Source organism: Pseudovibrio exalbescens DSM 16456 (assembly GCF_000422785.1).
Lineage (GTDB): Bacteria > Pseudomonadota > Alphaproteobacteria > Rhizobiales > Stappiaceae > Pseudovibrio > Pseudovibrio exalbescens.
Map to the genome: position 1 here is coordinate 185367 of NZ_AUGS01000001.1, position 13110 is coordinate 198476.

A 13110-nucleotide genomic window follows, 5' to 3' on the forward strand; every position below is an offset into this window, starting at 1 on the left:
TTCTTGACCAGGCCTTTTCGATCAAGAATGGAGAACAATGTGAAACCGCAGCCTACAACCCAACCGGCATTTACAAGAACACCAAGGGTTTGCGCCAGCAACTGGCTCTCGCGCGAAGTGGTCTCAAGTGCATCGACCGGAACGAGGATTGCCGTACTGATGCAGCCAAGGGCGGCAACCGAGGCGTATGCAAGAAGGCTGGCGCCCAACGGATTGGTGTTCCATGAGTTTCGGAAGTGGCCCCGGGCGCTGAAATAGATAAACGTGCCCAGAACACCGGAGATTGTCGCTGTGCCGACATCTAGGAGTTCTGGTGCGGCGGAACTGAATAATAGTCCCGCTATCATGCCGGCGATCGTTCCCGCAAGCAGTGGCAGGTCTTTCTGAAAACGAGCCAGAAATCCCCCGGTTAGCGCGCCAAATACGCCGGCGGTTATGGTGTTGTGAAACACCATTGGAACCAGACCGGAAAACAGCGGGAGCGACCCGACATTCAAGCCGGCCTAACCAATGATCATCAACAGTGTACCAGCGATGATATAAATCGCATTGGCATCCCAGTCGCGCCGCGTATCAAAGACGAGTTTAGCCTGAGAGCGAAAGTGCGGGGTGGAAACCAGAGCTGAGGCCGAAAACAGAAAAGAGGTGAGGTGAATCACCGTAATTCCCGAGTGATCGATGAACCCTAGTCCTTCGATCGGGTTCATGAAGGAGTCGTTTTGTGGAGCACCCCACACCCAATGTGTATACACCGGGTAGACCAGCGAACCCACTACGGCTGCCGTGATCATATGGCCCTTGAACGTGAGAATACGTGCCAAGGGAATGAAGACGAGCAGGATCACGATGGCGCACATCGCCACGTGATATCCCGCGATCGACAGGGAATAATGGTTCAGCTCCAAAAGGAACAGGAGTGAGGGGTCATAGCCAAACCACCCACCGACGCTCTCGCCGAAAGCAATCATCAATCCAACGGCACTGAAACAGGCAACGCCAACTGCAAGTGATGTGAAGGCTCGAGTTATGATGGCATTCGTATCTCGTGATCCGTAGATCGCTGTGAAGATCAAGAGAAGGCCGAGGGGAAGAAGAAAGGAAATGGAGGCAGTGACCATAGGCCACAAGTGCTCCAGCGTGGTGATGGAGGCATTCACTTCGGTCGTTGAGGAGATGCCGATCATCGATGATGCCGGTTGCGTGTCGGCAAGCAATCTCACAGGGTGAGCGATGCTTTCCCCTGATCTTGTCAAACTGCCTGCGATAAACGGCAGACCAGCTTGCAATACTGCTCGCATTCACGCCCCCTGATGTATAGGCCCCTCTGCCCGCGTCTCTCAACGTTCCTTGAAGAGTACGGTGTTTAAAGCAAAGTTCCTTTAAAAATCTTTACTTACGGGTCTATGACATATTTTTGTCAAAGGCGATGCTTGAATGATACACAAATGCAAAAGACAAACAAAATCCTGCCCTTGATTAACGAAATAATAATTGGGGTTTATTTGTTACCTTAGGGTCGCGTTTACGTTATAGGGAACTTGGTGTTGGTTTTTCATCCGTGGTTAAACGCTCGGAAAGCACTCTAAATCATCATCCTTGTGCGTCATAAGCCGGGATACGACCGGCGAAATGTCAGGCCAAGGATAACAATAATGAAATGGGCCGCATTCCTCGCTGCGGGTGCAATTGCCGTCATGCAGCCGACAGGTGTTGAGCATTCGCTGATCCTGCCTTCATGGCAGGCTCCAGAAACCCGTCATCGTGTCATCGAGTTTGTAGAGCGGACTGCTCGCCCCGAAACAGCGGACTATCAATCCGTGGACAGGCGTCTTGTGGTTATCGAGGCGGACGGCTTGTTGTGGCCAGAGCCTAAAGAACGTAACGCGGCCTTGGCTCGCACAGCGGAACTGGCTAGCTATCGCGACCGGGTGATCGAGAGATATCTGAGTGAAATACATTTCTCTGCAGTGGATGGCACTGACGGTACTACGGCAACTGCTATGGGTGAGTTGATCGACTTGATGCAGCGCCGTGACTATCGCGTTCTTGTTCTGACACGGGAGCACCCAGAGGTTGCCCGTTTTTTGCTTGAGGAAAAGTACAATCTGCCTCGCTCTTCATTGATTGGTCCCAGATTGGACTTGAGCTTTGATCAGAGTGCGCCGCGTGTGCGTCTTACGTCATTGAGACCCATGAAGGGTATGCTCGGCGCAAACGGCAGCACTGATTACTATCTGAACGAGATCTACACGCGTGAAGGACAGCGGCCGCTGGTTGCCATTGGCCGTACAGAAACCATTCGGGGATTTCAGCGCTGGATGGCGGATGCGCTGCGTCCGGCGTTGACTGTTGAACTGGTGCCAAGCAAAACGGCAAACGACGGCCCTGAGGATGAGCTTCTGGATGAATGTGAGGGCTTGCGACAAGAATGGGCTCGTGATGGCTTCGGTCTTGGTGGGTCCTGCCGTGTGTCTGCTTTGTTGTTTGACGCTGGGGGAGTTGGCGCGGCAAACCGCAAACGGCGCTGATTGGATGCCAAGCCATTCAAAATTTTATCAAATTCGGGCCAATCATTGATTTGTCTTGAGATATGTCAATGTGTCCGTAATGTGATCGCGCTATATATCACACCAGCTTCGGCTGACACTCGGATGGGGGAGTGTCAACTCCTTGGGCGCGACCGCACTGGCGGGACGCGCCCCTTTTTTGTTCATGTCACCGGCGCAGTACCCAGAGCGGCCAGACCGGCCTGTGTTTTTTGGCCTTCCGTCAAAAGCCAGCCGATGAAACTATCGCAGGCCTTGGGGTTCTGTGGATGGGTGGCCCTCACGATTTCATAGCCATTGGATACCTTTGTGAAGCCAAGTGGGGCAACCAGGTTGCCTTGTTCAAGGTCCTGCGCCACCAGTGCCTGCGATGCCATGGCCAGACCGAGACCGGAAACGGCGGCCTGAAGGCACAGGAAAAAGTGCTCGAACCAGAGTGCTTGATGAGATGGCAGCGATGCGTTGGGGGCGTGATGCCACCCCTGCCAATCCTGCCAAGAGCCTGGTGCGGTTTCTGAATGGATAAGCGTTTTGGACAAGAGTTCTGCAGGAGCTGTGCGGGCCGTGATGTTGTTATCGCTCGCAAAGGCCTTGTTGCAGACCGGCCCCATAAAATCATCCATGAGCGGGATGTGTCCGGGACGGGCTTTCTTGCCCCGTGTCCCGACCCAATGAATGGCCACATCCGCCCGCCCGGAAGAAGCATCCTCCAACTGGCTGGACAGGGATAGTTGGAGTTTGATGGAGGGGTGTTGGTGGTAAAAGGTCATGAGTCGCGGGACCAGCCAGCGGACGGCGACGGTTGACCCACAGGCAACCACAATAGGCTTGCTTTTGCGGCTTTCGCGGAGTTCTGCAAGGACTTGCGTAATGTCATCCAGCGCGATGCTGAGACATTTTGCGAGAACCCGGCCTTCTTCCGTAAGTTCCAAAAGACGGCCGCCGCGCACAAACAGGGGAAAGCCGAGTTCGTCCTCAAGCTGTTTGATTTGGCGGCTGACGGCACCGTGTGTGCGCAGCAATTCTTCAGCTGCGCGAGACATGTTCAGGTGGCGCGCTGCGCTTTCAAATGCGCGCAAAGCCGTGAGCGAAGGGAGTGGGGCAGCCATACGGGAACGTTCTTGGTGTGAGATAAACTCACAGTAGTGCGCTATCATTTCGATTTTATGACAACTCATTGCCCGGTATAACGGTGGGGAATGGAGCACTGAGTACACTCCCTGCAGTGCTCTCCGGCGGGCGGGGCAGCCCGATCACGATGCACTACAAATAAGAATGAGGGCAGTAATGTCTATGGTAACTTACAGCGGAACCCGCTTTTTTGAACTTGTGGCCTTGTGGGTTCACCGGTTTCAGGAGCGTGCCGAAATGCGCGCCGAACTTGCAACAATGGATGATGGCGTCATTCGCGATCTCGGCTTTACGCGTTCACAATTGAAAGCAATGGCAAACAGACCTTTCTGGCTGGCCTGAACAATGAAAAGTGAACGTCGAAACTGAGGGCTTGCTTCTGTGCGAAGCAAGCCTTTTTTGTAGGTGTCCATCACAGTCTGAAGCCGGGGTGATGTGGGCAAGCGAGGCTTTTGCTTGCAAAACCGTGTTATCCATTGCCCCGCGCCTTGCCTTCCTTTATGAGTGGCCCCCAGAGATTAGAGTTTCAGCGAACAACAATTCAGGAGATGTAGGCACCCAATGGCGCGCCAGTTCATCTATCATATGCACGGGGTCTCCAAGGCCTACGGTGCAAAGAAAGTCCTCGACAATATCCACCTGTCTTTCTATCCCGACGCAAAGATCGGTATCCTCGGCCCGAATGGTGCAGGTAAATCGACCCTGCTCAAGATCATGGCCGGTCTGGACAAGGAATACACCGGTGAAGCGTGGGCCGCAGAAGGCGCCAAGGTTGGGTATCTGCCACAGGAACCGCATCTGGACCCAGAAAAGACTGTGATGGAAAACGTCATGGAAGGCGTTGCTCACAAGCAGGAAATTCTGGACCGCTACAACGAGCTGATGATGAATTATTCTGATGAGACCGCCGAGGAAGGCGCTCAGCTTCAGGATTACATCGACCAGCACGACTTGTGGAACCTGGAAAGCCAGGTGGAAATGGCCATGGAAGCGTTGCGTTGCCCTCCCGGTGAAAGCGACGTGACCAACCTGTCCGGTGGTGAGCGCCGCCGTGTGGCCTTGTGTAAGTTGCTGTTGTCTGAGCCAGACCTTTTGCTGCTCGACGAGCCGACCAACCATCTGGACGCCGAGACCGTGCATTGGCTTGAACGCCACCTGCGTGAGTTCAAGGGCTCCGTGCTGATCATCACCCACGACCGTTACTTCCTCGACAACGTAACAGGCTGGATTCTTGAGCTCGACCGTGGTCAGGGCATTCCATACGAAGGAAACTACTCCGTTTATCTGGAGAAGAAAGAAAAGCGTATGGAACAGGAAGGCCGCGAGAACATGGCTCGCTCGCGTGCGATCAAGCGCGAGAAGGAGTGGATGGGCATGTCTCCGAAGGGCCGCCAGACCAAGTCGAAGGCACGTATCAGGGCCTATGACGATCTGCTGGCCGCTCAGGAAGAGCGTATGCCGTCCATTGAGCAGATCATGATCCCGGTTGGAGAACGCCTCGGCGCTAACGTCATTGACGTTCAGAATGTCTCCAAGGGCTTTGGCGACCGTCTGCTCATTGATGATCTGTCGTTCAAGCTGCCACGCGGTGGTATCGTTGGCGTGATCGGTCCGAATGGTGCCGGTAAGTCAACGCTCTTCAAGCTTCTGACTGGGCAGGAAAAGCCGGACAGCGGAAATATTGAGATCGGTGATAGCGTTCACCTGGGCTACGTTGACCAGTCTCGCGACAAGCTGGATGACAGCAAGACCGTATGGGAAGAGATCTCCGAGGGCGCTGAGGTGATCTACCTCGACGGCAAGGAAATCAACTCCCGTGCCTACTGCTCTTCCTTCAACTTCAAGGGGCCTCAACAGCAGGCGAAGGTTGGCGATCTTTCAGGTGGTCAGCGTAACCGCGTCCATCTGGCGAAGGTTCTTAAGTCTGGCGCCAACGTTCTGCTGCTCGACGAACCGACCAACGACCTTGACACCGAAACGCTGGCAGCTCTGGAAGATGCGCTTGAAAACTACGCCGGTTGCGCTGTGGTTATCTCGCACGATCGTATGTTCCTTGACCGTCTTGCAACACACATGCTGGCCTTTGAAGGTGACTCCCACGTTGAGTGGTTTGAAGGTAACTTTGAAGACTACGAAAAGGACAAGGTGCGCCGTTTGGGTGCTCATGCAGCAGATCCACGTCGTATCAAGTACAAGCCGCTTACCCGCTAAGCGACTGGCATTCCTGATTGAGAAGGCCCGCTCTTGCAGCGGGCCTTTTTGCATGGTGATGTCATGGGGGCGGTGGGGGTGTTGCGCCGCTCTGCCATTTCAGGTTCGCGCCCCAGACCAGATTGGTGTAGCCCTCGGGTGCCTTGTCCGTATCTTTGGGCGGCTTGGAGCCGTTAACCCAGATGTGATGACCCGTCAGGCAGTTGCCTTCAACGACGTCGCCGTTCTTGATCCAGATGTAACTGTTCTGAGCGCCCCCGGAACCCGTGAACTCCATTTTCGTCCATTCAGGTAGATAGGGAAGAAAGCCGCCGTAGGCGCCTTTATCGTCCGGTTCATATGTGAAGCCGTTGATCTTGATTGGCCCCAGGGTCATGCTGCCACCGCCAATGCCAAATTGATAGAGGCCCGTACTGGGTTGAACCGGGTACTCTTCATAGTAGCCCGTCTGTGTATCCTTCAAAACATGCAGCGTGACTGTCTTTGTTGCGTCCGCCTGTATCAATGTCTTCAGGTTGCCATCTGAGTAGGGGAAGCCGTAGGAGTTGGTGTATTGATGAATTACTTGAGCGTACTGATTGCCGCCATGCTCGAAAGGCTTCATTCCTGAGAAGTATTCACTGTCGTTGGGGCCGTTTTCACTGAAGTAACCCTCATTGAAACCTACGAGGATGTTTCGGATGACGGAGTTCAAGATCTTCTTCAGACCTGCATGTGGGCCGTTCTTTTGGATGGCGATGTTGAAGTCCTTGGGCTTGCCATTGTAAAGGTAAGTACCGCCCGCACATTGGTATAGGGTCTTTGTAGTAAGGTTCTTGTCGTCAATGGTGATCGTGTTGCCATTGTCGTCCTTCAACTCCATCACGTTGTTGTTTTTGTTCTTGGCAGGATCGGTGAAGTGCCCTTTGAAGGTCACGGCACTCGTCCTTGCCGGTGCGTCGGATGTGATGGACACTGGCGCGTTGGCCTGACACAGGCGCGTGAGGTATGGGGTGAACGAGGCGTAACTTTCTGGCGCATGCACCGGCGACAGGACCTTCATGTATCCTTTCTGGCATGGCACTAGGGCTTTGACGGGCTGCTCCTTCGTGAAGATTTTCTCTAGCGCGCCTATCAGCGAGAACTCATGGGGATCGTCCATTGGAACTTTCATCGGCAATCTGGTTCCAAGGTTGAATGGCTTGCCGTTTTCGGTGCCTGACAAAGCCAGAGGCAATCCGACTATATCCACGCTGGTAAGATTGATCCAAAGGGTGCCGTCCTTGTCGGTTTTGCTGAACTCGATCCATCCGTAGTACTGATCGTCATCCAGCTTGGGGGAGGGACCTATGGACCCCAAGCAGACATATAGCCGAGCGCTTTTTATTGTCTCGAAGCTGACCACGGTATCTTTGGTCAGCTTTGTGGCTTGGTCGAGCGGTATGGCGTGTTGTGGCTGTTGCCCCTTCGCCATGTTCTCTGCCGTCAGCAGGACATAGATCTCTTCATCGGTTCGGTTGTTCTGAATGCTGATGGTGGTTTGGGTCATGGCTGCTCATCGCCTTTTGGGGGCACAAAGACAAAGGCGGAGCCTTGCCCCGCCTTGAGAAGTTTTGGTCTATTCCGCGGCTTGGGTTGAGGTGCTGGAAGAGCCCGCCTCGATGGCAGAGTTCATGGCTTCGATCCAGTTCAGAACATTGTCTGAAGACGATGAGCTGGTGGCAAATTGCCAGCCCATGACGCCGCCGAAGTCGGATCCCAGCTCCTTTGCAAGTGGCGTGATGACGTCGCTCGCCAAGTCACTGGTATCCAGATAGCCACTGCTTGCATTATCCGATGTGGTGGGTTTGCCGACGAGCATTTTGCCGACATCAAGGCCTTGAGCCTTGATGCCCATGATGCTGGAGGGGAACACCGGACTGCCGGTCAGTCCGGCGACCTTTTGTTTTTCTTCAGCACCGTTGCTCCCAACGTACCAGTCATTGTTATAGTACTGGATGTTGAAGAGATCGATGTTGTCGCCCGCGTTCTTGGCAATTGTGCTGTAAATGCCCAGTTCACCCGGATAAAAATAGGGGCATTGCGGAGCATGGGTGATGAAGTTCTGGGAACTCGGCAGGGCGGATTTCAGGGCGCTTGAAAGGTCTACGAGGAAGGTCGTCGGGTCGTAGCTGCCATCTGAAATTGCTCCTGTGTCTTCCCAATCGATGTCGACACCATCAAGGCCATGCGTCTTCACGAAATCGGCAATCTGAGAGGCAAAGCTGTTTACATCGGATGCCGCTGCTTTCCAGGCGCTGGACGCAAACACTTCTCCACCGACAGACACCAGAACCTTGCGCTTACCTCCCTCTTTCGCCGTGGACAGGATTGAAGGGTCCTGAACTACAGCCTGTAATGGATAGTCCATCTGCAAGGTCGAGCCATCCGTGGAATACAGAAATGCCTGTATGGCTATGGTGCATGGGCTTCCCGACAACTGGGAAATCGGGACATTTGTGTTATCGGCGTAAATCACGATTTGGGATGCGGACATCGTTTTTCTCCTTTTGGGCCGTGATGACCTGCCGGGGAGACGATTCCTAACGTGCATCGTGAGGTGGCTGCGAGCCGTTTTGGCGTCCAGTGTCAGCCGCCAGTTAACGATCCCGGGACAATTCAACTACAAAAAACTGCGTATAAGATTTAACAGTTCGGCAATGCCCTTACGTATATGTGCGAAAATGCCGCATTGAAGCGCCGTGCCATTTGATCCAAATCAATTGCAAATAATTCTAAATAGCAGGTCCCTCATGAGTGTTATTGAAGAAACTGGCGACGAGCGTGATCCCCTTTTCATGCGGCTTCTTTTCCTTGTGCCGATTATCGGATGGCTGTTCCGAGACGCGGTCTACGGAAAAAGTGACGCGAAATACTATTTTTGTGCCAACTTCTTCGTCGGTTGGGCACTGGCAATCTACTTCTTCGGTTATCCGGCACTGATTATCCCAACACTTGCCCTTGTGGTGTTGGCCTTCACCTGGATCGTGGCCGTTTGCCGCTAACAAGACGTGTGCGGGGCGAGCTTACTCGTCCTGCGCTTCCAAGAGTTCGGTCTCAGTTATGACCATGCCCCAATCGCCCAGTTGAGCGATCATGTCAGAGACCACGCAATAGCGTGCCGCGGCTTGGTCCAATCCATCTTCCAAGAGCCTGTCATAATCCGTATAGCGGTGGCGGACGTAGCTGAGTGCGCATAACCTAACGGCAATGTGAAGAGGCAAATGACGCAAATGCGGGGCATTGGCCATGCGTTTGATTTCAGCTGTCTCCGAAAATGGTGCGCTCGGCAACATGGTGCTGACAATTGTCGAAAGGGCTCGTTGCCGTTTTGTTGCCATGGTCTCTTGTGACGGATAGCCTCGAATTTGATCAGGCGTGTTGGTTTCTCAGATCCTCGGCGGAATGAAAGTTGAGCAGTTGCTGCAAGGTGAGGGCTGCCCCCACACCGCCGCGCTGACCAAATGTGCCGCCCAATTGATCAAATGTCCATTCCTGCACATCACTTCGCAAGTTCGTTGCAATGATTGGCAGTGAGAGCTGTTCCGCGAAGCTGAATCCAGCGCGCAACAGGCCCCGCCCACTGCGATTGGCATTCAGCCGTTCAATCATGGGGGCTTCCATCTTGATGTACGTGAGCTGCAACTGGCTGAGGTAGGAAAGTGATGCAATGCCGTTGCCGAAGTTTGCAAGGCCCACACGGAACCCCTCAGACAACAGGGATTGAAGGCGCTTCATCACTTCCTCGAAATTGCGAGGACTGATGCTTTTTTCCTCGATATCCAAAATCAATCGGTCGGGTTGGACCTTTGCAGCTGCTACCGTGCGTGCCAAGTCGCTGCAAAATGTGTTTCGGCACAGTGTAGAGACGGGGGTTGGGACAGAAATGGATACGGCTGTACCAGATTCTGTTGTCAGATAGCGGCTATCAGCAAGAACAGTTGTGAGGGTCTCCCTGAAGAGGCTGGCCGCCAAACTGTGGTCTGCCATATAGTCAAATAGGGTTGCATTGGTCCCTATTCGTGTAGGGCGGTTGGCGAACACGGGCTGAGCAGACAAGTGTTCAACGCAATTGGTGCGCAGGTTCAGCACTGGCAAATAGGCCGCGTTGATCTCGTGAGTATCTATGGCTTTTCGAAGTTGGTGGTTCAGCGATGCGCAGCGCTGGCGTTTGTAACGCAGGGTGCTGGAATAAAGACGCACCTTGTTGCGCCCTCGGTTTTTAGCTGCGTAAAGGGCCACATCTGCGCACTTCCGCAGCTCTGCTGCATTTGGCGCATGCTTTGGATAGCAGGCAGCCCCGATGCTGGCTGTCGGGCGAATGATATCGTTGTTCAGATCAACCGGCTGGTTGATGAGTTCCGGTACCAGTTTGAGCACGCGCCGCACTTCCGCGCATGTGGTGTTTGAGAGGAGGAGTGCAAATTCATCGCCGCCCAGCCGAGTGACCATGTGGCCCCGATTCTCCAGGGTCTTGAGACGCTGCCCGATGGTTTGCAAAAGGCTGTCGCCGCATTCGTGCCCAAGCGTGTCATTGACCAGCTTGAGATGGTCAATATCGATCAGAAGGATTCCGATCTGGCTGTCTGAATGGGACGCGGTGTGAAACGCTCCTTCCAGTCCCTGCTCGAAGGCGAGGCGGTTTTTAAGGCCGGTCAGTGTGTCGGTCGCCGCGATCCGTTTAGCGTCTTCGGCTTCGAGCGTACGGTCTACGTGATCCGTAATCGAGATAAGGAGACATTCTCGCTGTCCGTCAAAAACCTCCGTTATGGTGAGTTCGTGCTCAGTGGGGTGTTGGCCACGCGTGGTTCCAACAACGGCCTGCTCATATCCGTGCAGCGTTTCCAGATCGGTAGATTCAGTCTCATCATTCCGAGATGTCGAGAACCTGTAGATCTCGTTGAGGTGTGTGATATGGCCGCCGGGCATAGTTAGAGAAAGTAGCTGCCTTGCTGCGTGGTTCACCTCCATAAGGCGTAGAGTGTATTTTTCTACCAGAACAGTTGGTGCCGGGTGCGCCTCAAACAGAAACGGTGTGTTTTGTGCGGTTGGGCATCCCGCAACCGGCTGATGACAATCACGCGTTTGGTGGCGGGATAAGAAACCGGAAGTCTGCCGATTTATGTCAAAATCGACGTCGGTCTGCCATTCGGTTGTCAGGTCCGGCGCAAGGCATTCGCCCAGAATGCGAGCATAGCGTGTCAGATACTCCGTCGATTGCCGCCCCGGTGGGTGAGGCTCTTCGGATGGCAGCAGAACGAGCGCGCCTATGACCTGGTCTCCATGATGAACAGGGGCCATGGCCTCCGGGTGTGTTTCCAGTTCCGTGGTAAAGCTAGAGGCGCCGGCTGGGCATTCGGTCCCGCAGGTGCCCTCAAGCCATGGGGTCGGCATGGTGAGGGGTGTTTGCGACAGGTCCGGCGCCAGTATATAGCCACTGCCGAAGCACAGATAGCGGACAGGTTGCTGGTAGAACAATTCGAGCGTTTGCAGCGTCGCAGTGATGAACTCCAGATCCGCGGAGGACTGACCCTGAGGGTGAACCTTTGAATACTCTTGAAACTGCCTGAACGATAATGTCATTTTTGTCTCGATAATTTAAGTAATACTTGTTGTTTACTGGACTATAGAGGTAAGCATTTGCGGGATTCATGGTTTCTATGTCCATCCTGAAAAAATAGGGGTGTTTTATGCGAGGTTATCCTTCGATAACTGTTGGCAAAATTCTGAATTATGGTGGATAACAACGTAATTTGCCTAATAATAAATCAAGGTTTGGTCGTTTTAAGAGCGTTTCAGCGAGTGATTATATATCACTGCATGTGTTGAAAAACATTGGGTTGTTGCGAACCGGTAATTAAACAAGCGTTCGGTTTTCAAATAACTCCGTCCATGTTACATATTGCGCATGAACGAGCGTACGAAAAATCGGCTTCTTTATGCACTCAAAGCGCGGGGCCCTCAGACATCGGCGGATCTGGCGGCGCATCTTGATGTGACGACCGTGGCTGTTCGTCAACATCTGGATGGGTTGTTGGACGAAGGTTTGGTGCGCTTTGAAGATGTGCGCGGCACCGTGGGCCGCCCCAAGCGGGTATGGTCCTTGTCAGAGCATGGAAATAGCCGGTTTCCGGACAACCACAGTGGTTTGTTGCTGGATATGCTGGATGGTGTGCGGGCGCTCTATGGCGAAGATGGCATGAACCAGCTCATCAATCGCCGGGAAGCTGCCATCCGCGCTCAATATGATAGCTTGATGAGCGGTGTTCATCAGCTTGAAGAGCGATTGAAACTACTGGCAGACCAGCGCAGCAAAGAAGGTTACATGGCCGAGGTGGAGCAACAACCGGACGGCAGTTTCCTTCTGATTGAAAATCACTGCTCCATTTGTGCAGCGGCCCGTGCTTGTCAGGGTTTCTGTCGATCGGAGCTTCAGTTGTTTCGTGATGCGTTGGGCCCGGAATGCTCTGTGGTGCGGGAGGAGCACATCGTATCGGGTGCGCGCCGGTGTACGTATCGTGTCAGAGCCTTGAAGAGAGCTTCTGCGTCAGGTGAGGCGTGACAGGAGTATGGCCAGCTCCAGCCGGCTATTTACATTCAACTTGGCATAAATGTTCTTGCGATGGGTGCGCAGCGTGTTCTGGGTAATGGAGAGAGCATTGGCGATTTCCAGCTCGGTTTCAGTACCAGCAAGGTGCTCTAGGACAGACGCCTCACGTTCTGTCAGATAAAAGATGCGTGCTGCGCGAAGGATCTTGATTGACCAATCGGCCTCCAGATCCGTGATGAACATCAAGGTGTTGTCCGCCGCTTCGCTTGCCTGACCTGCGCTGACCATTTCAATATGAAGTGGCCGCAAGAACTCGCTTTCGCGCCGGATAACAAACTCGCTCGGCTCTGACGGCTCATCCTGATCTATGACTTTTTCCATGGCTCTGGCGAAGTTTTTCTGTGCGACAACGTCCACCGGTTCAATTCGACCAGCAATGATCCGGAAATAGTTTACATTCGTGATCAAGTCAGCGGCTGCGGAGTTGACGGCCTCGATAACCCCATCCTTGTTCAGAAGCACCACACCGCGGTTGAGGCGGTCCATCGTGTCGAACAGCACGGCCATTTCGCGGGGTGGCGGTACAAATCTGTCAGCGTTCAGCGTTTCCGACTTGCTGGAAGAAAACATTTGGACTGCACTTTCCAGAAGGGC

General features: G+C 53.7%; 11 protein-coding genes and 1 pseudogene. 5 read left to right on the forward strand and 7 right to left on the reverse strand.

The window, feature by feature from the left end; all coding sequences use genetic code 11:
• Window positions 1-20: 20 nt before the first annotated feature.
• Window positions 21-1298: pseudogene (locus tag G512_RS22925) on the reverse strand (hypothetical protein); the annotation flags it as partial.
• 354 nt (window positions 1299-1652) lie between these two features.
• Between G512_RS22925 and G512_RS0100910 the strand changes: the two are divergent.
• Window positions 1653-2528, forward strand: coding sequence for a hypothetical protein (locus G512_RS0100910; RefSeq protein WP_028480068.1), 876 nt, complete (start codon window positions 1653-1655; stop codon window positions 2526-2528).
• Window positions 2529-2710: 182 nt separating this feature from the next.
• On the opposite strand, the gene G512_RS19575 is transcribed toward G512_RS0100910, so the two are convergent.
• Complete coding sequence (locus G512_RS19575; RefSeq protein ID WP_051268697.1) at window positions 2711-3655, reverse strand: LysR substrate-binding domain-containing protein; 945 nt, start codon at window positions 3653-3655, stop codon at window positions 2711-2713.
• A 178-nt stretch (window positions 3656-3833) separates the two neighbouring features.
• On the opposite strand from G512_RS19575, the gene G512_RS19580 reads away from it, so the two are divergent.
• Together G512_RS19580 and ettA are read left to right on the forward strand one after the other, a co-directional pair.
• Window positions 3834-4019, forward strand: coding sequence for a DUF1127 domain-containing protein (locus tag G512_RS19580; protein WP_162143351.1), 186 nt, complete (start codon window positions 3834-3836; stop codon window positions 4017-4019).
• Window positions 4020-4238: 219 nt separating this feature from the next.
• Window positions 4239-5888, forward strand: coding sequence for an energy-dependent translational throttle protein EttA (gene ettA / locus G512_RS0100925; protein ID WP_028480069.1), 1650 nt, complete (start codon window positions 4239-4241; stop codon window positions 5886-5888).
• A gap of 61 nt (window positions 5889-5949) precedes the next feature.
• Here the strand turns inward: ettA and G512_RS0100930 are convergent, their stop codons facing one another.
• Both G512_RS0100930 and G512_RS19585 read right to left on the reverse strand, forming a co-directional pair.
• Complete coding sequence (locus G512_RS0100930) at window positions 5950-7416, reverse strand: beta-1,3-glucanase family protein (RefSeq protein ID WP_028480070.1); 1467 nt, start codon at window positions 7414-7416, stop codon at window positions 5950-5952.
• A 69-nt stretch (window positions 7417-7485) separates the two neighbouring features.
• Window positions 7486-8403: a glycosyl hydrolase family 18 protein gene (locus G512_RS19585; protein WP_051268699.1), complete on the reverse strand. Its 918-nt coding sequence runs from the start codon at window positions 8401-8403 to the stop codon at window positions 7486-7488.
• Between the two features lie 256 nt (window positions 8404-8659).
• Here G512_RS19585 and G512_RS0100940 point away from each other — a divergent pair, with 256 nt between their 5' ends.
• A complete protein-coding gene (locus G512_RS0100940; RefSeq protein WP_036487938.1) occupies window positions 8660-8911 on the forward strand; it encodes a hypothetical protein in 252 nt (83 codons plus the stop codon).
• A gap of 21 nt (window positions 8912-8932) precedes the next feature.
• On the opposite strand, the gene G512_RS0100945 is transcribed toward G512_RS0100940, so the two are convergent.
• Window positions 8933-9247 (reverse strand): DUF2293 domain-containing protein, encoded by a 315-nt coding sequence (locus G512_RS0100945; protein ID WP_028480072.1) that lies wholly within the window; start codon window positions 9245-9247, stop codon window positions 8933-8935.
• A gap of 31 nt (window positions 9248-9278) precedes the next feature.
• Window positions 9279-11489 carry a GGDEF domain-containing protein gene (locus G512_RS0100950; RefSeq protein WP_028480073.1) on the reverse strand — a complete coding sequence of 737 codons (2211 nt, stop codon included), beginning with the start codon at window positions 11487-11489 and terminating at the stop codon, window positions 9279-9281.
• A 325-nt stretch (window positions 11490-11814) separates the two neighbouring features.
• Between G512_RS0100950 and G512_RS0100955 the strand changes: the two genes are divergently transcribed.
• A complete protein-coding gene (locus G512_RS0100955; RefSeq protein ID WP_028480074.1) occupies window positions 11815-12468 on the forward strand; it encodes a helix-turn-helix transcriptional regulator in 654 nt (217 codons plus the stop codon).
• Here G512_RS0100955 and G512_RS19590 read toward each other — a convergent pair.
• Window positions 12454-13086, reverse strand: coding sequence for a helix-turn-helix domain-containing protein (locus tag G512_RS19590; protein WP_051268701.1), 633 nt, complete (start codon window positions 13084-13086; stop codon window positions 12454-12456). The two genes, G512_RS0100955 and G512_RS19590, sit on opposite strands and share 15 nt — an antisense overlap.
• Between the last annotated feature and the right edge of the window lie 24 nt (window positions 13087-13110).

What these genes read in the sequence shown, in the direction of transcription:
- G512_RS0100910 (WP_028480068.1), top strand. Translation starts at nt 1,653, where the DNA reads ATGAAATGGGCCGCATTCCTCGCTGCGGGTGCAATTGCCGTCATGCAG.
- G512_RS19575 (WP_051268697.1), bottom strand. Translation starts at nt 3,655, where the DNA reads ATGGCTGCCCCACTCCCTTCGCTCACGGCTTTGCGCGCATTTGAAAGC.
- G512_RS19580 (WP_162143351.1), top strand. Translation starts at nt 3,834, where the DNA reads ATGTCTATGGTAACTTACAGCGGAACCCGCTTTTTTGAACTTGTGGCC.
- ettA (WP_028480069.1), top strand. Translation starts at nt 4,239, where the DNA reads ATGGCGCGCCAGTTCATCTATCATATGCACGGGGTCTCCAAGGCCTAC.
- G512_RS0100930 (WP_028480070.1), bottom strand. Translation starts at nt 7,416, where the DNA reads ATGACCCAAACCACCATCAGCATTCAGAACAACCGAACCGATGAAGAG.
- G512_RS19585 (WP_051268699.1), bottom strand. Translation starts at nt 8,403, where the DNA reads ATGTCCGCATCCCAAATCGTGATTTACGCCGATAACACAAATGTCCCG.
- G512_RS0100940 (WP_036487938.1), top strand. Translation starts at nt 8,660, where the DNA reads ATGAGTGTTATTGAAGAAACTGGCGACGAGCGTGATCCCCTTTTCATG.
- G512_RS0100945 (WP_028480072.1), bottom strand. Translation starts at nt 9,247, where the DNA reads ATGGCAACAAAACGGCAACGAGCCCTTTCGACAATTGTCAGCACCATG.
- G512_RS0100950 (WP_028480073.1), bottom strand. Translation starts at nt 11,489, where the DNA reads ATGACATTATCGTTCAGGCAGTTTCAAGAGTATTCAAAGGTTCACCCT.
- G512_RS0100955 (WP_028480074.1), top strand. Translation starts at nt 11,815, where the DNA reads ATGAACGAGCGTACGAAAAATCGGCTTCTTTATGCACTCAAAGCGCGG.
- G512_RS19590 (WP_051268701.1), bottom strand. Translation starts at nt 13,086, where the DNA reads ATGTTTTCTTCCAGCAAGTCGGAAACGCTGAACGCTGACAGATTTGTA.